We start from the raw sequence: 21181 nt of genomic DNA on the forward strand, positions 1-21181 counted from the left end.
TCGAAAAACGTTATGTTTTCGAAATATTATGCGTCGCGAACCGGAAGGCCGGCTGCTTTCATATGGTTTTTAACATCGCGAATGCGATAAGTACCAAAATGAAAGATCGATGCCGCCAGCACAGCCGAGGCATGGCCTTCGGTAACCCCTTGAACCATATGGTCTAAAGTACCAACGCCACCTGATGCAATGACCGGAACAGATACCGCATCGGCAATGGTGCGGGTCAGCGGAATGTTAAAGCCGGACTTGGTGCCATCACGGTCCATCGAGGTGACCAGCAGTTCACCTGCCCCATATTCGGTCATTTGTTTTGCAAACGAAACAGCATCTATTCCGGTTTCGTTACGACCACCATGGGTGAAAATTTCAAACTTGTCCGGCCCGGTGGATTTTGCATCAATCGACACCACAATACATTGTGAGCCAAACTTGCGCGCCGCTTCGCGTACAAAGTCCGGGTTGTTCACAGCTGCTGTGTTGATCGATACCTTATCGGCCCCGGCCAGCAGCAATTTGCGGATATCTTCCAAGGTCCGCACCCCGCCGCCGACGGTGACAGGCATAAAGCAGGCTTCTGCAGTCCGGGCCACAACATCAAATATGGTATCGCGGTTATCGCTTGATGCCGTGATGTCAAGAAAGCAAAGCTCGTCGGCCCCTTCGGCATCATAGATGCGGGCCTGTTCGACCGGGTCGCCAGCATCAATCAGATCGACAAAATTCACACCCTTGACCACGCGACCGTCTTTGACGTCCAGGCAGGGTATCACACGGGTTTTCAGCATGTCGGCTTCCTGTCGTTATGCCAGCGCGGCAATGGCTTGTGCCAGCTCGATGCGGCCATCATAAAGTGCGCGGCCCGAAATGGCGCCATCGATGCCGGCATCGGCCTCGGCTTTTACGGCCAGCAAATCCTCAAGCGAGGAAACCCCGCCTGATACAATGACCGGGGTGGAAATGGCACGGGCCAGGGCAACGGTCGATTCAATATTCGGTCCGCCCATGGCGCCATCGCGGTCAATATCGGTAAAGATGATGGCTGATACGCCACAATCTTCAAACTTTTGCGCCAGTTCCAGTGCGGTAATTTCCGATGTTTCGGCCCAGCCTTCAACGGCAACAAAACCATTTCGGGCATCAATGCCAACGGCAATGCGGCCCGGCCATTTGGCACAGGCTTCCTTGACCAGGTCGGGGTTGCGCAAGGCTACCGTGCCTAAAATCACGCGGTGAACGCCTTTGTTTAACCAGTAATCCACGGTGTCCATGGTGCGGATACCGCCACCCAGTTGAACCTTGGCACGTTCGCCAACAGCGGCCAGAATAGAATCAACCGCAGCGCCATTGACCGGTTCGCCGGCAAAGGCCCCGTTCAGGTCAACCACATGAACCCAATGGCACCCCTTGGCAACAAATTCGCCCGCCTGATTGCCAGGGTCGTTGTTAAACACGGTGGCCTTGTCCATATCGCCGCGCAGCAGGCGCACACAGGCACCATCTTTCAAATCGATTGCCGGATAAAGGTTCACTGCTCGGTTTCCTGTATTTTTTTGGTGTAGTAATAGCCCTCGACCATCTTGCCGTCGATCATGGCGTAATAGGGGTTAATGCCCCAGCGGACATAGCCCATGCTATGATAAAGGGCGATGGCAGCGGTTTGCGTTTCGCGCAAATCCAGCTTTAAAACGCTGTAACCCTGCTGGCGGGCGAAATATTCAATCGCCCGGACAATTGCCTTGCCATTGCCGCGCCCGCGTGCCCACGGGGCGACAAAATGGCCGGTAATTTGCGCCGAATGGCGTTGGGCTTCCAGGTTTGAAGGCGTTTCCAAAAGCTGGGCCGCGCCGGAAATAACCCCGTCCACGCGCGAGACAAACAAATGCCGGCCGGGCATGATCAAAACGCCGCGCCAGTATTTTTCCATTTCCGGGCGGCCAGGTGGTGTTAACCAGCCAAATCCGCCGCCTTCGACAATTGCCTGAATGCAGGCATCAACAATGTCGGATAAATCACCGGCCGAAAGTTCGGTCACATGTTCGGCAAATACGCTGGGGTTCATGGTGACGCTGGGTCCGCTCATGGTTTCCATCCCAGGAAATTCCCGATCAGGGTCAATCCGGTTTTTTGGCTTTTTTCAGGGTGAAACTGGGTGCCGACCATGTTGTCGCGCCCGACCACGGCGGTAATGTCGGTGCCATAATCCACGTAAGCCAGCCGTTGTGACGGGGTGGCGATTTTCATGTGAAAACTATGAACAAAATAGGCGTGGTCGCCGCTGGCAATGCCATTCAATACCGGGTGACTGGCACCGGCATCGTCCAGAACCAGTTCATTCCACCCCATATGGGGAATTTTAAGTGACGGGTCATTGGGCTCAATTGCAACCACTTCGCCGTCAATCCAGCCAAGGCCATCGGTATTGGCAAATTCGCGGCCCACCTTTGCCATCAGCTGCATGCCGACGCATATGCCCATAAAAGGTTTGCCGTCGTTAATGACCTGTTGTTCGAGCATCTCGACCATGCCGCCAACAGCATCCAGCCCGGCCCGGCAATCGGCAAAGGCCCCGACGCCGGGCAACACGATATGGCTGGCAGCCTTAACCTGATGCGGATCATTGGTGACCACTACATCAAGGGCAAGGTTGTTTTCGCGGGCGGCGCGTTCAAATGCCTTGGCGCATGAACGCAGATTGCCCGAACCATAATCAATAATCGCGACGGTCATGGGGTGGGGATGCTCCCGTTATAGGACGAATGATAGGATGAAACAGCGCCGGGGGTTATTTTCGGGGCGGTGACTGCTGTGCTGATAAAGCGGTGCAGGGCGCCGGCTTCATTGGGGCTGGCAATGATATCGACCATTTTCCAGCCCTGACGGGCCAGTTTGCGGCGGCGCAAATCATTGGCGATCAGGCCAAAGCCGATGCCGGTGGCAAGGGCCAGTAAAAAGTCCATTTCCGGGCCGCCATTGGCCAGTTCTACCGCAATATTGCACAGCATCGACACCACCAGCAGGCCGATAAATGCCAGCCATTGCCGGTGATACAGCGCCCACAGGCCGGACAAGATAAATGCCCAGAAATTGAAACCTTCACGGATCAGCACAGCATCCTCAAGCGGATCAGCATGGCCGGGGTGGATATGGACGGTATAAACCTTCATCGAAATTCAGACTTTCGTCCCAAAACCGTATCAAGGGCATTGGGCTATTGTGGCCTGATGATCAGGCCCAAAATACACAGGTCGGGTTATAATGATCCGCCCAGAACGCCCTTGGTCGATGGAATGGCATCGGCCTTGCGCGCATCAATTTCGATGGCTTCGCGCAGGGACCGGGCCAAAGCCTTAAAGCAGCTTTCGATAATATGGTGGTTATTTTCACCATACAGGTTTTCTACATGCAGCGTAATCCCGGCGGCCTGGGCAAAGCCCTGAAACCATTCGCGAAACAGTTCGGTATCCATATCGCCGATTTTGTCGCGGCTAAACGTGACATTCCAGATCAGATAAGGCCGGCTGGAAATATCCAGTGCCACCCGGGTCAGGGCCTCGTCCATTGGCAACAGGCAACTGCCATAGCGATAAATGCCTTTTTTATCACCCAGTGCCTTGGCAAAGGCCTGGCCAATCGCAATGCCGGCATCTTCGGTGGTATGGTGAAAATCGATATGCAGGTCGCCTTTGGCACGAACGGTCAGGTCCATCAGGCTATGGCGTGAAAGCTGTTCAAGCATGTGATCCAGAAAACCCACCCCGGTCTGCACATCATAGATGCCAGTGCCGTCAAGATTAACCTCGGCGGTGATTTGGGTTTCGTTGGTGTTGCGCTCTACGTGGGCCTTGCGCATGCAAAGGCTCCTTTCCTGCAAAATCAATGCGTCTGTCAGGTGGTTATTTAGCAACATCGCACCGCAATTGCCAGTTTAACCGCATACCCAATGGCCGCAAAAATCATAAAGGGTTAAAAACAACACACTGTTAGCGCCGGGCCTTGCCCTGCCCCTTGACCCTGACTTTCTACGTGCTAACTCTTGATCGGATAAGTTAAGGCCAATTTCAGGAAGTTTTTATGAGCGATCAATCGCAGCAAAGCTGGCACGGCACGACGATTCTTTCCGTTCGCAAGGGCAATCAGGTGGTGATTGCCGGGGATGGTCAGGTGTCGCTGGGCCAGACCGTGATCAAGGGCAACGCCCGCAAGGTGCGCCGCATTGGGGCAAAGCAGGACATTATTGTCGGCTTTGCCGGGGCCACCGCCGATGCCTTTACCCTGCTTGAACGGCTGGAAGCCAAACTGGAACGCCACCCCGGCCAAACCATGCGTGCCTGTGTTGAACTGGCCAAGGACTGGCGCACGGATCGTTACCTGCGCCGCCTGGAAGCGATGATGGCGGTGGTGGACCGTGATATTTCGCTGGTTCTGACCGGCATGGGGGATGTGCTTGAGCCTGAAGACGGCATTATCGCCATTGGCTCGGGCGGGAATTATGCCCTGTCGGCGGCCCGTGCCCTGATCGATCAGGACATGGATGCCGAGGAAATCGCCCGTCGGGCCATGAAAATTGCCGGTGAAATTTGTGTTTACACCAATGGCAATGTCACGCTTGAAAAAATCGATGAGGCAAAGGACGTCGCCTAGCCCCTGACCCTGGGACGTTCATCATTTTTCGCAATGATTGCTCATTACGGGGATCATTGCGGTACAAAAACCGGACCGGAAATACATGACACAGCAATTCAGCCCGCGCGAGATTGTTTCAGAACTTGATCGCCACATTATTGGACAAAAAGACGCCAAGCGCGCCGTTGCGGTGGCGTTGCGTAACCGTTGGCGTCGCCAGCAGCTTGAAGAACCGATGCGCGGTGAAGTCCTGCCGAAAAATATTCTTATGATCGGCCCGACCGGGGTGGGTAAAACCGAAATCGCCCGCCGCCTTGCCAAACTGGCCGATGCGCCGTTTTTAAAGGTTGAGGCGACCAAATTTACCGAAGTCGGCTATGTTGGCCGCGATGTGGAACAGATCATTCGTGATTTGCTGGAAGTTTCCATCGATCTGACCCGCACGACCATGAAACGCAAGGTGACCGCCAAGGCCGAATTGCAGGCCGAAGAACGGATCCTTGATAGTCTGGTTGGCGACAATGCTTCGGCGGAAACCCGGCAGAAATTCCGCAAAAAGCTGCGCGAAGGTGAATTGCAGGACAAGGAAATCGAGATTCAGGTACAGGAAAATGCCTCGACCTCGATGCCGACCATTGATGTGCCAGGCATGCCCGGCGCACAAATGGGGATGCTGAACCTGTCGGACATGTTTGGTAAAGCCTTTGGCGGCCAGACCAAACCCAAACGCATGAATGTTGCCGAAGCCTTTGAGCGCCTGATCGAGGAAGAGTCTGACAAACTTCTCGATATGGACAAAGTGACCGCTGAAGCGATTGAGAATGTTGAACAGAACGGCATTGTCTTTCTTGACGAGATCGACAAGATCACCGCGCGGTCCGAACGCAGTGGCGATGTCTCACGCGAAGGCGTGCAGCGTGATTTGCTGCCTCTGATCGAAGGCACATCGGTTGCCACCAAACATGGCACGGTTAAAACTGACCATGTGCTGTTTATTTGCTCGGGCGCGTTTCATCTGTCCAAACCATCCGACCTGCTGCCGGAATTGCAGGGCCGTTTGCCGATCCGGGTTGAGTTAAAAGCCCTGACCGAAGCCGATTTCCGCTGCATCCTGCTTGAACCTGAAGCCTCCCTGATCAAGCAATATATTGCCTTGATGGGAACCGAAGCTGTCACGCTGGAATTTAGCGATGATGCGATTGACGAAATCGCCCATATTTCGGCCAGTGTGAATGAAACGGTTGAAAATATCGGTGCGCGCCGCTTGCATACGGTTCTGGAAAAGCTGCTTGATGAAATCAGTTTCACCGCAACTGACCGCTCGGGTGAAACCGTTAAGATTGATGCCCAATATGTGCGCGATCAGGTCGAGGAGCTTTCGAAAAACACCGATCTGTCGAAATTCATTCTCTAATTGATTTAATCAAAATTCGGTGATTTTCGAAATTAAAGGCCAGCATTTTTAATGCTGGCCTTTTAAATTTCTGTGGGAATAATACAAATATGTAAAAATTATATTTTGGGGTCGCTTCATGTATATGATGTATGTCGATGAGAGTGGGGATTCGGGGGTGTCTACCCTACAGACGAATCACTTTATTCTTACTGGTTTGGTGATACATGAAACAAGATGGCATGATTTCATTGATGTTCTTTTGAATATGAAGAAGACATTCAAGAGCGTTTATGGTTTGCCTATGAGGACAGAGATCCATGCTTCAGAGTATCTTAGAAAACCAGTGCATGATATTGAAAAGCATAAGCGTCTATCAATATTGAGAAATGTTGTTGATGAAGTTGCTAAATATGACTTTATATCGATAACTAATATTGTTGTGAGAAAGCAAGATAAGTCGGTTGACTATGATGTTTTTTTGAGAGCATGGCAGGTTCTTTTTCAAAGATTTGAAAATACATTAAGGAACGGAAATTTTCCAGGTGGGTATCGTGATGATTACGGACAAGTATTCACTGATGCTACATCTGGAGAAAAGTTAATAAAACTTATGAGAAAAATGTCTGTATACAACCCTGTGCCGAATAGACTTGAATATGGTGGTGGCTATCGTAATCTGCCTATTCGTAGAATTATTGAAGATCCTCATGAGAAAGATTCTAGAAACTCACTTCCGATTCAAGTTTGTGATGTTTGTGCTTATTTCTTACAGCAGTATTACTCGCCAAACGGGTATATTCGGCGAAAAAGAGCATCGAAATATTTTGAGCGGCTTGATCCGGTGTTGAATAAGCGGGCAAGTGTTGCTCATCCAATGGGGATAGTTGAGATTTAAAAAGAAAGGGCGGGAGTGTTACCTCCCGCCGGAAAGATCCTACTACCAAGTTAGGCTTGGGTTCAGATCTTGTTTAAAATATACATTAAAATTCCAATAAAATCAATTAATTAATATTGATTCGTTTCAATGGCTTAAGAGTCAAGGGTCTTTTCATGCCCGATAAAGTTTATGCACGTTATCGCCGGTTTGGGCCGGGAGATAGACGGTAAAGACTGACCCCTTCCCCACTTCGCTATCAATGATCATGGTGCCGCGATGGCGTTGCACCAGATGTTTGACGATGGCCAGGCCCAGGCCGGTGCCGCCCACTGCACGCGAACGCGCGGTATCAACACGGTAAAACCGTTCGGTCAGGCGGGGCAGATGTTCGCGGGCAATACCGTCGGACTGATCACATACCGAAACGGCCATGATGCGGTTGTGACGATAGCGCGCAAGTGCTGCTGGCGGGTTTGTTACCAGGCCGATTTTGACATCGACCGTGCTGTCCTGATGGCCGTATTTGATGGCGTTTTCGATCAGATTCTGGAAAACCTGAACCAGTTCCTTTTCCTCGCCAATCGTTGTTGTCTGATCCAGCGTCGATGTGACGCGGATATTCATGTTTTTGGCGTCGGCCTTTACCTTCAAACCTGCGGCAACCTTGTCAATGATGGTGGCAACATCACAATCATTTGACGGTGGGGTATGTTCGTTCAGCTCGATCCGGGCCAGGGACAGCAAATCCTCGACCAGACTTTGCATGCGCTGGGCCTGGTCGCGCATCACGGGCAAAAACTGGCCCAAAGCATCGGGGTCGTCCTTGGCCGGGCCTTCAAGGGTTTCGATAAAACCGAGCAAAACCGATAATGGTGTGCGCAATTCATGCCCGGCATCGGCGGCAAAATCGGCGCGCATCTGTTCAACCTTGCGCAGTTCGGTAAGGTCGCTAAACGATAAAACAAAATTCCGATTGCCGGTTCCGGCGGGCAAATGGGCGGTTAGCACATCAAAATGGCGCTGGGCGTCGCTGGCAACGACAAATTCGGTATGTTGGAGGGTACGGCGGCCCGATGACACCATATCAAAAGCATCAAGCAAAATGGGATCACGGATAAAGCGCGTCAGGTCGTGCCCGGTTTCCAGATTATGAAACAGCGACTTTGCCGCCTGGTTAAACCCGGTAACAGTGCGCTGGCGGTTTACCATCACCACCGGATTTGGCAAATGATCCAGAATTTCGGCATCGGTATTGGTTTGGGCTTCCAGGGTCAGGATGCGTTCGCGAAAGGCCGCCGTGATCTGGCTGTAAAGCGATGAAAGTTCGGAGGCTGCCTCGAACGAGAGGTGCTGGGGCGGGGTGCCGCGAAAATGGTCGCGCAGGGTCGCGGCATAGCGCGCCACACTGCGCAGATCCTTGAAATAAATTCGCAAAATGCCAATGACACCGGCATAGGCGGCCACAGCGCACACCACAGCGATACCCCAGGTGATCTGATCCGTTGCCGCCAGTAATATCATAATGGCAGAAGGGGGCACGTTCAGTGCGAATGCGGTTGCAAGCAATTGCCGGAAGCCCAAGCGATTCTCCAGATCATAATGGCGGCAGAAATTTGCCTGATATACGAATAATTTTGCCTAACATGATGATGTCTTCGCGAATATCAAATCAACTTTAAATGACAGTTTTCAATTCGTTGAAATGTTTCGTGTTTTTCATATGAAAAAACCGCCCCGCGCAAAAACGGGGCGGTTTGAAGCGGAGTCGCCGATGTTTTTGGCCTAAATGATGCTAGCCCCGTCATTAAATGCCAGGCGCGGGCTGCGATCAAACAGTTTCGATGCGTCGCCATAACCGATATTGACCATGAAATTGGTTTTGATTGTTGTGCCAGCGAAAAATTCGCCATCCACACCATCGGCATCAAAGCCCGACATCGGCCCGCAATCCAGCCCAAGGCTGCGCAAGGCCAGAATCAGATAGGCGCCCTGCAAACTGCCATTACGAAAGGCGGTGGCTTTGATCAAATCGTCGTTTCCGGCAAACCACGACCGGGCATCAGCATGGGGGAAAAGCTGCGGCAGTTTTTCGTAAAACGCCATATCCATGCCGATAATGGCCGTTACCGGTGCAGCCATGGTTTTGGCGGCGTTGCCTTCGGACATAAACGGTTTGAGGCGGTCCTTGGCGGCTTCGCTTTGTACAAACACCACACGCATCGGTTCACAATTGGCACTGGTCGGCCCCATTACGGCCAGGTCCCACGCCTTGTGCAGAAGGTCCGTATCCACCTTTTTGTCCAGCCAGCCATTGTGGGTCCGGGCCTTGTTAAACAGAACATCAAGGGCTTTTTGATCAATCATGACGAGGTTTCCTTAAAGCGTTTTAGTTGCAATGGACCTAGCCTAGGTAATTAAAACGGCAATGAGAAGGCCGGAATTATGATCTTTGCCCTGTGCGGGCCGTTTGCCGGTGCCCGGTATTCAGATTGCCCGGGATCATGATGCCCGTCGGTGCGTTATGACAGGGTGGTATAGGGCGGCGGGGTTTCAGAAGCATCCGTATAATGTATCGCCGAAACGACAGAATGAACATTGTGCCTTGCCACAATATCGCGACAATGGGGCTGTTGAATATCACCGACAGCGATGCACACATCATTGAATGGCATGGATATTTAGATGCAGACTGATAAAATTATCCCCGCTTGCGGTACTTTGGGCAAAGACGGGATGAAAGGGCATTATATGCGTGGCGCGCTTTTGACAGCAGCGACTGCACTGGCCTTTATTCTGGCGGCGCCGGCACAGGCGCAAAATGCGCAAACGCCACAAACCGGACAAACCGCGCCAGCCACCGACACCCGGAATACAGCACCGGCCAAATCGACGGCGGAATCTGCATCGGCTGTCGTGTTTATGTATCACCGCTTTGACGAAGGTGAATATCCCTCGACCAATACACGGGTGGACCAGCTGTCGGCGCATATCGCTGAACTGGGCAAAGCCAAATATCATGTGATGGATACGGGTGAGATTGTGTCGGCTATTGCCAATGGCACAGCCCTGCCCGACCGGACCATCGGTATTACGGTCGATGATGCCTATCGTACTTTTTACAATGTCGCGTGGCCGATGTTTAAAAAGGCGGGTTTGCCGGTGACGGTTTTTGTATCCACAAGCCAGCTTGATGCCGGTTATGACAGCTATATGACCTGGGACATGCTGCGCGACCTGGTGAAGCAGGGGGTCAAAGTGGGCGGTCATAGTGACAGCCATGCCCATTTATCATCGGTGCCAATTGCGCAAACCAAAGCCGAACTGGAAAAATCTGCCAAACGTTTCAAACAGGAACTGGGTTTTGTACCGGATCTGTTTGCATATCCTTACGGCGAAGCGGATACCGACGTGCAGCAGGCCGTGCGTGATGCCGGGTATAAGGCAGCGTTTGGTCAGCAAAGCGGCGGGTTTGATAAATCCGCTGATATGTTCTATTTGCCGCGTTTTGCCCTGAACGAACATTATGGATCGCTTGACCGGTTTGAACTGGCGGCAAATTCATTGCCACTTGATGTAAGCGACCTGACACCGGCCAATTATACCCTGCAGCGAAACCCGCCCGCCTTTGGCTTTACCTTGCTAAAGCCAACCAATGATGTGAAATGTTATCCGTCCGAAGGAGCCGCCACCATGAGCCGACTTGGCGATGAACGGGTGGAAGTGCGCCTTGACGGCCCTGTTTCACCGGGGCGCTGGCGGATAAATTGCACGGCTGGCGGGCCTGATGGCCGGTGGCGCTGGCTGGGAATGCTTTATACCGTGCCCAAAGATATCAAGACATCTGGCTGATTTGGCATAAATGCCTTTCTACGGTTATATTTCGTTTTTTTCTGTTAAATAACGGCTATTGCGTGTTGAACCGCAACGCGCTAGGTTATCCACACTTCGATAACGTAGATAATGGCTAACCACAGTGCTGACAGGAAAAAACATACTTTTGATCATCTCGGGCGGTATTGCCGCCTATAAGGTGTTGGAAGTCATCCGTCGTTTGCGCGATCAGGGGGCATCGATTCGTGCCATTCTGACCAAGGGTGGAGCCGAATTTGTCACCCCGCTGTCGGTGGCGGCGTTAACCGAAAACAAGGTTTACCAGGATCTTTTTTCCCTGACAGATGAAGCCGAGATGGGCCACATTCGCCTGTCACGCGAGGCAGATCTGGTTCTGGTGGCCCCCGCCAGTGCCGATTTACTGGCAAAAATGGCGGCAGGTATGGCCAATGATCTGGCAACCACCGCCCTTTTGGCAACCAACAAGCCGGTGCTGGTTGCACCCACCATGAATGTCGAAATGTGGAACCATGCCGCGACGCAGGCCAATATTGCCACGCTGGAAAGCCGGGGCATTTTGCGCATTGGCCCGGCGGGTGGCGATCTGGCGTGTGGGGAAACCGGTACCGGGCGTTTGGCCGAACCTGCCGAAATTATTGCCGCTGTTCAAAATTTCTTTGCTCAGCAAGACGGCCCCAAACCCCTGGCGGGCAAAAAAGCCGTGGTCACCAGTGGCCCGACACATGAACCGATTGATCCGGTACGCTTTATTGCCAATCGATCCTCGGGCAAGCAGGGCCATGCCATTGCCGCCGAACTGGCCCGCGCCGGGGCCGATGTCACACTGGTTAGTGGCCCGGTAACATTGGCTGACCCGGCCGGGGTTCGCATGGTACGGGTGGAAACAGCCCAGGAAATGCTGACTGCCGTTCAGGGCCAGTTACCTGTCGATATTGCGGTCTGCGCTGCGGCGGTGGCCGATTGGCGGGTTTTGCATCAGGCGGATCAGAAACTTAAAAAATCCGGCGATGGTGTTATCCCCGCCCTGCAATTTGCCGAAAATCCCGATATTCTGGCAACCATCAGTCAAGACGGGCCAAATCGCCCGTCACTGGTGGTGGGCTTTGCCGCCGAAACCGAAAAAGTGGTCGATCATGCCCGTGCCAAACGTGACCGCAAGGGATGTGACTGGATATTGGCCAATAATGTCGCCCCCGAAACGGGCACCTTTGGGGGTGATGACAACGAAATTCATTTGATTGGCGGTTCTGACCCGGCCCGCGACGAAATTTGGCCCCGGCAAAGCAAAACCGGTGTCGCCCGATCGCTGGTGGCGCGGATTACCCGCCATTTTAACCCTTAAAACCAACCGGCCCGGAATGTCCTGTGTGGCAAACGGGGCGGATAAACAGATGCGATACAGGATACATAAATGACCGGCTTATCTGTGGATTTAAAAGTACTGGATCACGGGCAGGGATTGCCCCTGCCCGCTTATGCGACCGCACAGGCTGCTGCGGTTGATCTGGTTGCCGCCATTGAAGATGTGCTGGTAATTGAACCGGGTAAACGGGCCATGGTTGAAACCGGCATTGCCATTGCCCTGCCCGCCGGTTTTGAAGCCCAGGTGCGGCCCCGTTCCGGGCTGGCGGCAAAAAACGGTGTCACGGTTTTAAACAGCCCGGGCACGATTGATGCCGATTATCGCGGCGAGATCAAAGTCATTCTGGTTAATTTTGGTGATGTGGCATTTCGCATTGAACGCGGTATGCGTATTGCGCAAATGGTGATCGCACCGGTCAGCCAGGTGGGCTGGAATGTGGTGGCGGATTTGGATGCAACCGACCGTGGTGAAGGCGGTTTCGGGTCCACCGGCGTTGCATGACCTGGCTGTAATTTGGTGCTCAACGCGGTTTTCGGGCTGCGATGACAGACATAATCGAGGGGAGCAAACGAGAGACGATGCTTAAACTTTCAAAGAAGATGTTGTTTGCCATCGAAGCCGTGGTGGACATTGCCTATAATGCGGCGGGTGAACCGGTGCAAAGCCGCGATATTACCGCGCGCCAGGGCATTCCCAAACGCTATCTGGAACAGACCCTGCAGCAATTGGTGCGGGCGGATATTTTGACCGGTGTGCGGGGGCCGCGTGGTGGTTATCGTTTGGCGCGTGAACGTCGCCGTATTACCCTTGCCGATATTGTTTCGGTGATCCGGTCGATGGAAACATCGGATGATCCGATCGAGGATCCGGCAGGCTCGCCATTGGGCAAGGAAGTGGTTCGGCCCTTGTGGCGGGAATTGCAAGATACCATGATGCAGCAGCTTGAACTTATTACGGTCGAAGATTTGTGTAATCGTGCCCGCGATGCCGGGTTACGCAGCGGGATTGAAGAATCGCCAGATTTTATCATCTGAATTTTTCATCCCGGTCTGGCTGTGCGATATTTTCAAACCACAGAAAATTTTCGCATATCAGTTTGATTGCACATTTACGAAATTGCACCCCGGTGCAGAAAAACCGTAAATATTCCTTGTCGACCCTTTGACTTGCGGTAAACTCGGAATAAATACAAATACAATATGTGTTGATTTGTAATGCACACAAAAATGCGAGGAAATCATGACTGAATTTCGCGGCAAGATTTATGACAGCATCATCGACACCGTCGGTGCAACGCCGCTGGTTCGCCTTTCGCGGATTGCGGATGCCGAAGGTGCGAAAGCCGAGATTCTGGGCAAACTGGAATTTTTCAACCCGCTGGCTTCGGTCAAGGATCGCATTGGCCTGGCAATGATCAATGCTGCCGAAAAAGACGGCAAAATCAAACCGGGTGCCACCCTTGTTGAACCGACATCGGGCAATACCGGCATTGCGCTGGCATTTGTTGCTGCGGCCAAGGGCTATAAGCTGATTTTGACTATGCCTGAAAGCATGTCGCTGGAACGGCGCAAAATGCTGATGTTGCTGGGCGCACAGATTGACCTGACCCCGGCAGCCAAAGGCATGAAGGGGGCTGTTGCCCGGGCCGAGGAACTGGTTGCTGAAATTGACGGTGCCGTCATGCTGCAACAGTTTGACAACCCGGCCAACCCGGAAATTCACCGCAACACCACTGCACAGGAAATTTTGAAAGATACCGACGGCAAGGTTGACATTTTTGTTGCCGGTGTGGGCACGGGCGGCACGCTGACCGGTGTTGCCGATGTGTTGAAAAAACATAATCCCGATGTGCAGATCATTGCGGTTGAACCCGAAGACAGCCCGGTTATTTCAGGGGGCGCACCCGGCCCGCATAAAATTCAGGGCATTGGGGCAGGTTTTATTCCCGGTAACCTTGATACCAAACTGATTGATCGGGTCATGACAATCGGCAATGAAACCGCGTTTTCAACGGCGCGAAAACTGGCCGCCCTTGAAGGTCTGCCGACCGGCATTTCCTCGGGCGCTGCGGTGGCCGCTGCCATCGAACTGGGCCAGATGCCGGAAAACGAAGGCAAGCGGATTGTCGTGATCATCCCGTCCTTTGCCGAACGTTACCTGTCGACCCCGCTGTTTGAAGGGCTGTAAGCCAGCCTTTTGCCCGTTGAGATGATTAAATAATACAAGGCCCGGAAACATCGATGTTTCCGGGCCTTGTCATTTTTTTGTCCGCTTTTATGTCCGGCAAATCGTTGCTGAGATATTGTTATATTACAATATGTTGTGTGAAATGGCGGCCCCTGGCATGTCCGGGTAAATGTTTGCTTGGCGGGCATGTTAATAAAACAGCGGGCATGCAAGTTTGTGGTTGAGCAATGGGGGGCTGCACCCTATCTGTAGGGCGGTAACCAGTGAGGCCTGAATATGGATTTTGACTTCAGCGACAGCGAAATACAGCGTTATGCACGCCATATTGTTTTAAAGGATGTGGGCGGCACCGGGCAGATGAAGCTGAAGCACGGGCGTGTGCTGGTGGTCGGTGCTGGTGGTTTGGGCTCGCCGCTGGCGATGTATCTGGCGGCGGCCGGTGTGGGCACGATTGGTATTGTTGATGACGATGTGGTCGAACTTTCCAACCTGCAACGCCAGATAGCCCATGGCATGGGCGACATTGGCACCCCCAAGGTCGACAGTGCGCGCGCGACGATGTTGAACATGAATCCGGATGTCACGGTTCAGACGCATCAGATGCGGCTGAACGCCAAAAATGTTCAGGACCTGATCGCGCAATATGATGTGATTGCCGATGGATCAGATAATTTTGAAACCCGGTTTTTGCTAAACGATGCCTGCTATTTTGCCGGGAAAACCCTGGTTAGTGGTGCGGCATTACGCTTTGATGGGCAGGTTTCAACTTTTAAGGCGCATTTGGGTGCGCCGCATCCGTGCTATCGCTGTATTTATCATGCGCCACCCCCGGCTGATGCTATTCCTTCTTGCTCGCAAGGGGGTGTTTTAGGTGCGGTGGTGGGTACCATTGGCGGTATGCAGGCAACCGAAGTGCTTAAGGAACTGATGGGAATTGGCGACAGTTTGTCGGGACAATTGGTGATTGTTGATGCGCTTTCGGCCAGTTTTCGCAAAATCCGTGTTCCGCGTGATCCTGGCTGCCCACTTTGTTCTGAATCCGCAACAATTAAGGATTTAAGCTGCCATGAGCATTAATAATTTTGCCGATCCGGATGCCGCCGGGGTTGAAAAACTGTCGCTGGTGGTTTTTTCCGGCAGCTTTGAAAAAGTTCATTACGCTTTGGTAATGGCAAGTGCGGCTTTGGCGACCGGGCGGGCGGTAACCCTGTTTTTCACCATGGAAGCCAGCCGGGCGTTGCTGGCCCCGTCGGGCTGGCGCCATTTGCGCCCTGATGCTCAAGGGGCCACCGCCACCAGCCTTGATTTTGGTTATTCCGAACGGGGTGTGGCAACTTTTGAAGAATTGTTATCAGCCTGTGCTGATCTGGGGGCGAAATTCATGGTTTGTGAAATGGGGCTGCGCGCCCTGGGGCTGGAGCATGAAAAACGCCGGGCAGAGCTGACCATCGAGGTTGGCGGTGTGGTGACATTTTTAAACGATGCCCGTAAAAACGGCGAGATGCTGTTTATTTAAACGAAGGCACAAACGGTATTTGGGAGTGCAGGTGCGGGTTTTATCCGTTTGCCAGAATTTTGATGCCTAGCCCGGCCAGACACACCCCGACCCCGCGTTCGATCCAGACCCGTGCCTTGGCAATTTTTGCCTGTATTGCGGGCAAGGTCAGCGCGGCGGCAACAATGGCGAACCACACCATATGGCACAGGGCAATAAACACACCATAACCAAGCTGCATGGCGGCACTGGTGTCGGCCGAAATAACCTGGCTGAACAGCGAGACAATAAACAACATTGCCTTTGGGTTTAAGGCATTACAAATAAAACCGGCCCAGAAAGAGGACGCGTTTTTCCGGGTTTCGGGTGCGTTTGGGGTGATCAGGATATTTGTACTTTTTGAATTAGAAAGGGCTGCTTGGGCAGAGCCGATGCCAAGGCGTAATTTCAACCTTTGCCATATGTCGGGTAAAAATGCGCTGATTCCAAGCCAGATCAGATAGGACGCGCCGAGAATACGGATGGTGTTTAACACCCAGATATTATGGGCAAAAATCACACCTAACCCGATCATGGTGTAAGCGATATGCACCGAAATACCGCTGCCAATGCCAATGGCGCATAACATTCCGGCTTTGCGCCCCCGGGCAATGGCGATGCGGGTGACCATGGCAAAATCCGGGCCGGGGCTGATGACGGCCAGCACCGTAATAATGCCAACAGCCATAATTTCAACCGAGATACCATCGGGCATTTTGATTTTCCTTAATTTGTGAGAAAATCCAGTATCAGGGATAATTTTTCCCCGGAAAATCGAAATAAAATAGGAATTATGGTGAATAATATTCACATAAAGCGCGGGTTCTTACCGCTTGCACCCCTGCCCGCGTTTGAGGCCGCAGCCCGCCATCAAAGTTTTTCCCGCGCAGCCGAGGAACTGAACCTGACCCACGGCGCGATTAGCCGCGCTGTTGCCCAGATTGAAGAACGGTTGGGGGTGGATTTGTTTGTGCGGCGAAACCGGCGGGTTTATTTAACGCGCGCGGGTGAAAGGTTGCTGCGCACCGCCGAAACGGTGCTGCATGACCTTGACCGTGCGGTAGAGGATATTCACCGCCATGATGCGCAGTCGCCGATTTTGTCGGTATCATGCGAACCCAGTTTGGCAATGCGCTGGTTAATGCCACGTTTGGGGCGTTTTCGCGAAGAGAACCCCGATTTGAATGTGGAAATGCACATGGCCGGTGGCCCGATTGATTTGCTGGCTTCGGGCAATGATATTGCCATTCGCCGCCGTGATTTTGGCCTGCCCGATGACTATTTTGTCACCCCGCTTTGGGCGGAGATGGCCGGGCCGGTGTGTGACCCCGATTGTTGGCAAAACATATTGGCCTGCGATTTAAGCAATGCCCGCTGGTTACACAGCCGCACCCGGTCTGATGCCTGGGATATCTGGAAAAAAGCCAGCGGCTTTAAGGGCCGCCCGGCCAGCGAGCAATATTTTGATCATTTCTTTTTTGCCCTGCAAGCGGCAGTGAATAGGCTGGGTACGGCGATTGGATCCTTGCCGCTGGTGATTGATGATCTTGCTGCGGGGCGTTTGTGTGCGCCCCTGGGCATGGCGCCAACCGGGGTGGATTATGTGATGCTGAGCCTTGACGATCCGAAAAAAGATCGCCGGATTACCCGTTTCGCCGATTGGCTGGCAACCGAAGCACAGGCAACCGAAACATGCGCGCAAGAGGTCATTGGGTAATGTCAGATGACTAAAATGGATTTTCGCGCCGGGCAGTGAAAGCGTTTTCACTGCCGTTTTTTACTGCCGTTTATTGCATCTGTATTGAAATTCGGGTCACGGTGATGACTGCAGGTTTGTCGTGATCTGTCTTGCTGAATGGTCCGGTTTTGTTCCGCCTTCGACAAATGGTTAACCCTTGGCGGGCAAGCCAAGGTGGCCCGGTTTAATCGGGATGCTGTTTTTGAGTATTTTTTATGTTGTTCAGACTGTTTTTAGCGTTTTTAGCGCCTTGCCGGTGAAATGCCATTTGCAGCGGCGTGGAACATAGGGGCAACAGGCGCGTTACAGGACGTAACCCAACAATTGCGGAAAAACCGGCATGTTTGAGCTGCCCTATTTTACCACGGCCAGTCAGTATTTTGACATCGAATTGATTGACGTGATTTTACGGCTGCTTGCTGCGACCGTAATTGGCATGGTGATCGGGCTGAACCGCGACATTAACGATAAACCGACCGGAATGCGCACGCTGGCGCTGGTGTCGCTTGGCGCGGCAGTGGTTTCGGTGGTTGCTGTTCATTTCGAAGATCTGATCGACCATCCCGATGCGTTATCACGCGTGGTACAGGGGATTTTACAAGGTGTTTTAACCGGTATCGGTTTTATTGGTGCGGGTGTGATTATGCGCCAGCCAAAGGACAAAACGGTTACCGGCCTGACAACTGCGGCCACGGTCTGGATTACCGCGGCCCTTGGTATTGCCTGTGCGTTGGCGGCATGGCAAATCGTGCTGGTGGCCAGCGTTCTAACCTTTTTTGTTCTGGTTGTTTTAAAACCGGTCGAACTTTTTCTGGTGCGTTTATTTGGTGGCGACCCCGAGGCCGTTCGCGAAGACAAAAACTGATTTCACGGTTTTCACGGTATTTTTGTGCGCCGATAGGGCGACACTGATCCGCGATGATATTGCCGGAACACATCTGTGATGGATGTGCTCCGGCTGTTTTGGTTTGGGCCACTTTTAATTAATCCTGGGCCGGGATACGGGCGATTACCTTGATTTCAAAGTCAAACCCGGCCAGCCAGGTGACACCCACTGCCGTCCAGTTGGGATAGGGTGGCTGGGGGAAAACCCGGTTTTTGACCTCCATGATGGTGTCAAACTGGTTTTCCGGATCGGTATGAAAAGTGGTGACATCAATCAGGTCATCAAAGCTGGCACCCGCTGCACTTAACGTCGCTTTCAGGTTGTCAAATGCCCGTTCGACCTGGCTTTTAAAATCCGGTTCGGGGGTGCCATCTTCGCGGCTGCCGACCTGACCCGAGACGAATAACAGATCGCCTGATCGAATGGCGGCAGAATAGCCGTGGGCATCATAAAGGGCATGGCGGTTTTGATTTTTGGGAAAAATTGCTTCACGTTGTGTCATGAAAGTCAGTCCTTTGGTGTTTTTGCGACAGGCCGGTTGCCAATGTGCTGGTTTTTTGCCGGTCTGTGTTTTACATACGGTATGTATGTTAAATATACAGATACGCTTCGTATGTCAATTGATATACGTTCCGTATGTGAATGGAGAAATGGCATGGCCGCCAAAAAACGAACAGAAATGATGGCGGAAAATCGGGCCAGGTTGATTTCTGCCGCCCGAAAAGCCTTTGCCCAAAAGGGCTTTGCCGCCGCTTCAATGGATGATCTGACGGCTGCTGCGGGCCTGACACGCGGTGCGCTTTACCATAATTTTGGCGATAAACGTGGTTTGCTGGCTGCCGTGGTCAACCAGATTGATGGTGAAATGGCTGCACAGGCCCACAAAACCGGCGCACAGCAAGCCGACCCGTGGGACGGGCTGCTGGCCGAGGGTGTTGCCTATATTGAAATGGCCCTAAACCCGGAGGTGCAGCGCATTGTGCTGCTTGATGGTCCGGCTGTGCTGGGGGACCCGTCGCAATGGCCCAGCCAGAACCAGTGTTTGATCGAAACCCGCAATATGGTTGCGCAATTGATTGATCAGGGTGTTTTAAAACCGGTCGACGCCGATGCCGCCGCCCGGTTGTTAAGCGGAGCGGCGTTAAATGCGGCCCTGTGGATTGCCGCAAGCGACACCCCGGAAGATGTTTTACCCAAAGCGTTAGAGGCGTTTCGCGCCCTTGCCAGCGGCTTGCGGCTTGGCTCGTCATGATTTGCAGCAAAATGAAAGTTTAGGGCATATTTTTTTTAATAAGGCCCATTTTGCCTGTGCTTTAACCCATCATGGCAACCGGAAGGGCGCTGTCGGAAAAGAGTGGATACCGGCTTCGCGCATTGGGCAATTGATAATGCCACCATTCGTGATCGTAAAATTCGAACCCGGCGCTGACCATGATGCCCAACAGCAATAGGCGATTGGATTCGGCAGCTTGCGAAAGGCCCTCTGCCCCGTGATAGGATTTAATATCCATTTCATCAAAGCCGGTTCCCATATCCAGTTCCTTGCCGTTTTCGTCTAACAGCGTTAGATCAATGGCGACACCGCGGCCATGCGGTGATCCGAAATCGGGATTGGCGACGAAATCGGCATTCGGGGTGTGGTTCCAAAGGGCGCGCTGGGCTTCTTGCGGGCGGAACGCATCTAACAGGCGAAATTTAACGCCTTGCCGTCTGGCGATCAGGCTTGCCTTTTTCAGGCAGACTGCCGCATCCTGATGCAGATAACATGCTGGCCGCGAATAAATTGGTGCCCCGGTAAAATTGCGATCGGTGGCATAAACAATGTCGATTTCGACATCATATTCTTGCGGCGTAATTTCGACCAGCGCCATTGGCGGAGGCTCCCTGTTCTTGACGTTTACCGACTACATCAAAAAGATGCTGACCGGGCAGATGGTTAAATCATCGCATAGCGCAGATCTTAATTCTGCGCAAATCCCTGACGTCGGTATTTCCGACCAAAAACCGTTTGGGCCAACCTTGCTGGCGATTGATACGGCGTCGACCTCGCTGGCAACCGCGGTGCTGGTTAATGGCGAGGTTAAGGGCGAGCTGTTTGAAAATATGGAGCGCGGCCAGGCCGAGCATCTTTTGCCCTTTATTATGAAAAGCCTGCGCGAAGCCGGGCTTGATTTTGCCGATATTGACGGCATTGCCGTCACCGTTGGGCCGGGTGCCTTTACCGGGATGCGTATTGGTCTGTCAACGGCACGGGGCCTGGGGCTGGCGCGGAAAATTCCGGTTCTCGGGGTCAGTTCGCTTGAGGCGGTGGCTTATGGTGTGAGCGAGCGGGACCATCAGGGCCGCAATATACTGGTTGCCCTTGATAGCAAACGAAACGAAATTTTTGCCCAGGCCTTTGACGCCCGCAAAAACCCGATCAGCTCGCCCGAATGCCTAGGGCCGCGCCAGGCGTTACTGCTGGCCCCGCCGGGCCCGACGATATTGGTGGGTGATGCGACCGCCCGCTTGTTAACTGCTGCCGCCAATGGTGGAGACGACTTTTTCACCGGAACAGCACCTGGTTTGCCGCGTGCAGGCAATGTTGCCCGGATTGCAGCACAACGCTGGGAAAAAGGTGAAAATCTGCCACCGGTGCCGCTTTATTTGCGTGCGCCCGATGCCAAACGCATGGATGAACTGGCCGCTGAAAAACGGGCAAAGTTGTAAAATGACGACGCGG

General features: G+C 52.9%; 25 protein-coding genes. 14 read left to right on the plus strand and 11 right to left on the minus strand.

Annotated features, from left to right (window positions below; translation table 11 throughout):
- Window positions 1-26 precede the first annotated feature (26 nt).
- From hisF to hisB, 6 genes are all read right to left on the minus strand, one after another.
- On the minus strand, window positions 27-788 hold the full coding sequence (gene hisF, locus THS27_RS02055) for an imidazole glycerol phosphate synthase subunit HisF (RefSeq protein ID WP_085587384.1): 762 nt from the start codon (window positions 786-788) through the stop codon (window positions 27-29).
- Window positions 789-803: 15 nt separating this feature from the next.
- Entirely contained in the window at window positions 804-1532 is a 729-nt protein-coding gene (gene hisA / locus THS27_RS02060) for a 1-(5-phosphoribosyl)-5-[(5-phosphoribosylamino)methylideneamino]imidazole-4-carboxamide isomerase (RefSeq protein WP_085587386.1), read from the minus strand.
- Window positions 1529-2083, minus strand: a complete 555-nt coding sequence (locus tag THS27_RS02065; RefSeq protein WP_085587714.1) for a GNAT family N-acetyltransferase — start codon at window positions 2081-2083, stop codon at window positions 1529-1531. The genes hisA and THS27_RS02065 overlap by 4 nt, the downstream gene beginning before the upstream one ends.
- On the minus strand, window positions 2080-2730 hold the full coding sequence (gene hisH, locus THS27_RS02070; RefSeq protein WP_085587388.1) for an imidazole glycerol phosphate synthase subunit HisH: 651 nt from the start codon (window positions 2728-2730) through the stop codon (window positions 2080-2082). Before hisH ends, THS27_RS02065 begins: the two co-directional genes overlap by 4 nt.
- Window positions 2727-3167, minus strand: a complete 441-nt coding sequence (locus tag THS27_RS02075; protein WP_085587390.1) for a DUF2628 domain-containing protein — start codon at window positions 3165-3167, stop codon at window positions 2727-2729. Before THS27_RS02075 ends, hisH begins: the two co-directional genes overlap by 4 nt.
- 86 nt (window positions 3168-3253) lie before the next feature.
- Entirely contained in the window at window positions 3254-3853 is a 600-nt protein-coding gene (gene hisB / locus THS27_RS02080; protein ID WP_085587392.1) for an imidazoleglycerol-phosphate dehydratase HisB, read from the minus strand.
- A 221-nt stretch (window positions 3854-4074) separates the two neighbouring features.
- On the opposite strand from hisB, the gene hslV reads away from it, so the two are divergent.
- From hslV to THS27_RS02095, 3 genes are all read left to right on the plus strand, one after another.
- Entirely contained in the window at window positions 4075-4644 is a 570-nt protein-coding gene (gene hslV / locus THS27_RS02085; protein ID WP_085587394.1) for an ATP-dependent protease subunit HslV, read from the plus strand.
- Between the two features lie 85 nt (window positions 4645-4729).
- Window positions 4730-6040 (plus strand): ATP-dependent protease ATPase subunit HslU, encoded by a 1311-nt coding sequence (gene hslU, locus THS27_RS02090; protein WP_085587396.1) that lies wholly within the window; start codon window positions 4730-4732, stop codon window positions 6038-6040.
- A gap of 127 nt (window positions 6041-6167) precedes the next feature.
- On the plus strand, window positions 6168-6917 hold the full coding sequence (locus THS27_RS02095) for a DUF3800 domain-containing protein (protein WP_256376728.1): 750 nt from the start codon (window positions 6168-6170) through the stop codon (window positions 6915-6917).
- Between the two features lie 153 nt (window positions 6918-7070).
- Here the strand turns inward: THS27_RS02095 and THS27_RS02100 are convergent, their stop codons facing one another.
- On the minus strand, window positions 7071-8480 hold the full coding sequence (locus tag THS27_RS02100) for an ATP-binding protein (RefSeq protein WP_085587399.1): 1410 nt from the start codon (window positions 8478-8480) through the stop codon (window positions 7071-7073).
- A gap of 201 nt (window positions 8481-8681) precedes the next feature.
- Window positions 8682-9263: a malonic semialdehyde reductase gene (locus tag THS27_RS02105; RefSeq protein ID WP_085587401.1), complete on the minus strand. Its 582-nt coding sequence runs from the start codon at window positions 9261-9263 to the stop codon at window positions 8682-8684.
- 318 nt (window positions 9264-9581) lie between these two features.
- Between THS27_RS02105 and THS27_RS02110 the strand changes: the two genes are divergently transcribed.
- The 7 genes from THS27_RS02110 (at window position 9582) to THS27_RS02140 (ending at window position 15817) form a co-directional block, all read left to right on the plus strand.
- Complete coding sequence (locus THS27_RS02110; RefSeq protein WP_085587403.1) at window positions 9582-10748, plus strand: polysaccharide deacetylase family protein; 1167 nt, start codon at window positions 9582-9584, stop codon at window positions 10746-10748.
- Between the two features lie 124 nt (window positions 10749-10872).
- The gene (coaBC, locus tag THS27_RS02115) at window positions 10873-12093 is read left to right on the plus strand and encodes a bifunctional phosphopantothenoylcysteine decarboxylase/phosphopantothenate--cysteine ligase CoaBC (protein WP_085587405.1); all 1221 of its coding nucleotides are present in this window, start codon (window positions 10873-10875) and stop codon (window positions 12091-12093) included.
- A 69-nt stretch (window positions 12094-12162) separates the two neighbouring features.
- Window positions 12163-12615, plus strand: a complete 453-nt coding sequence (dut, locus tag THS27_RS02120) for a dUTP diphosphatase (protein ID WP_085587407.1) — start codon at window positions 12163-12165, stop codon at window positions 12613-12615.
- 77 nt (window positions 12616-12692) lie between these two features.
- On the plus strand, window positions 12693-13148 hold the full coding sequence (locus tag THS27_RS02125) for an Rrf2 family transcriptional regulator (protein WP_085587409.1): 456 nt from the start codon (window positions 12693-12695) through the stop codon (window positions 13146-13148).
- 205 nt (window positions 13149-13353) lie between these two features.
- Complete coding sequence (gene cysK / locus THS27_RS02130; RefSeq protein WP_085587411.1) at window positions 13354-14301, plus strand: cysteine synthase A; 948 nt, start codon at window positions 13354-13356, stop codon at window positions 14299-14301.
- A gap of 276 nt (window positions 14302-14577) precedes the next feature.
- Window positions 14578-15378 (plus strand): molybdopterin-synthase adenylyltransferase MoeB, encoded by an 801-nt coding sequence (locus THS27_RS02135; RefSeq protein WP_085587413.1) that lies wholly within the window; start codon window positions 14578-14580, stop codon window positions 15376-15378.
- A complete protein-coding gene (locus THS27_RS02140; RefSeq protein WP_085587415.1) occupies window positions 15368-15817 on the plus strand; it encodes a DsrE/DsrF/DrsH-like family protein in 450 nt (149 codons plus the stop codon). Before THS27_RS02135 ends, THS27_RS02140 begins: the two co-directional genes overlap by 11 nt.
- Window positions 15818-15857: 40 nt before the next feature.
- Here THS27_RS02140 and THS27_RS02145 read toward each other — a convergent pair whose 3' ends face one another.
- The gene (locus THS27_RS02145) at window positions 15858-16550 is read right to left on the minus strand and encodes a LysE family translocator (RefSeq protein WP_085587417.1); all 693 of its coding nucleotides are present in this window, start codon (window positions 16548-16550) and stop codon (window positions 15858-15860) included.
- Window positions 16551-16628: 78 nt separating this feature from the next.
- On the opposite strand from THS27_RS02145, the gene THS27_RS02150 reads away from it, so the two are divergent.
- Both THS27_RS02150 and THS27_RS02155 read left to right on the plus strand, forming a co-directional pair.
- Entirely contained in the window at window positions 16629-17552 is a 924-nt protein-coding gene (locus tag THS27_RS02150; protein WP_210402809.1) for a LysR substrate-binding domain-containing protein, read from the plus strand.
- Between the two features lie 361 nt (window positions 17553-17913).
- Window positions 17914-18438, plus strand: a complete 525-nt coding sequence (locus THS27_RS02155) for an MgtC/SapB family protein (RefSeq protein WP_085587419.1) — start codon at window positions 17914-17916, stop codon at window positions 18436-18438.
- Between the two features lie 118 nt (window positions 18439-18556).
- Here THS27_RS02155 and THS27_RS02160 read toward each other — a convergent pair whose 3' ends face one another.
- Window positions 18557-18961 (minus strand): RidA family protein, encoded by a 405-nt coding sequence (locus tag THS27_RS02160; protein ID WP_085587421.1) that lies wholly within the window; start codon window positions 18959-18961, stop codon window positions 18557-18559.
- Window positions 18962-19114: 153 nt separating this feature from the next.
- Here THS27_RS02160 and THS27_RS02165 point away from each other — a divergent pair, with 153 nt between their 5' ends.
- Complete coding sequence (locus THS27_RS02165; RefSeq protein ID WP_210402810.1) at window positions 19115-19711, plus strand: TetR/AcrR family transcriptional regulator; 597 nt, start codon at window positions 19115-19117, stop codon at window positions 19709-19711.
- Window positions 19712-19772: 61 nt separating this feature from the next.
- Here THS27_RS02165 and ddpX read toward each other — a convergent pair whose 3' ends face one another.
- On the minus strand, window positions 19773-20330 hold the full coding sequence (gene ddpX, locus THS27_RS02170; RefSeq protein WP_085587423.1) for a D-alanyl-D-alanine dipeptidase: 558 nt from the start codon (window positions 20328-20330) through the stop codon (window positions 19773-19775).
- Between the two features lie 19 nt (window positions 20331-20349).
- On the opposite strand from ddpX, the gene tsaB reads away from it, so the two are divergent.
- The gene (gene tsaB / locus THS27_RS02175) at window positions 20350-21168 is read left to right on the plus strand and encodes a tRNA (adenosine(37)-N6)-threonylcarbamoyltransferase complex dimerization subunit type 1 TsaB (protein WP_085587424.1); all 819 of its coding nucleotides are present in this window, start codon (window positions 20350-20352) and stop codon (window positions 21166-21168) included.
- Window positions 21169-21181 lie beyond the last annotated feature (13 nt).

Origin of the sequence: Thalassospira sp. MCCC 1A01428 (assembly GCF_002115825.1) — a bacterium.
Lineage (GTDB): Bacteria > Pseudomonadota > Alphaproteobacteria > Rhodospirillales > Thalassospiraceae > Thalassospira.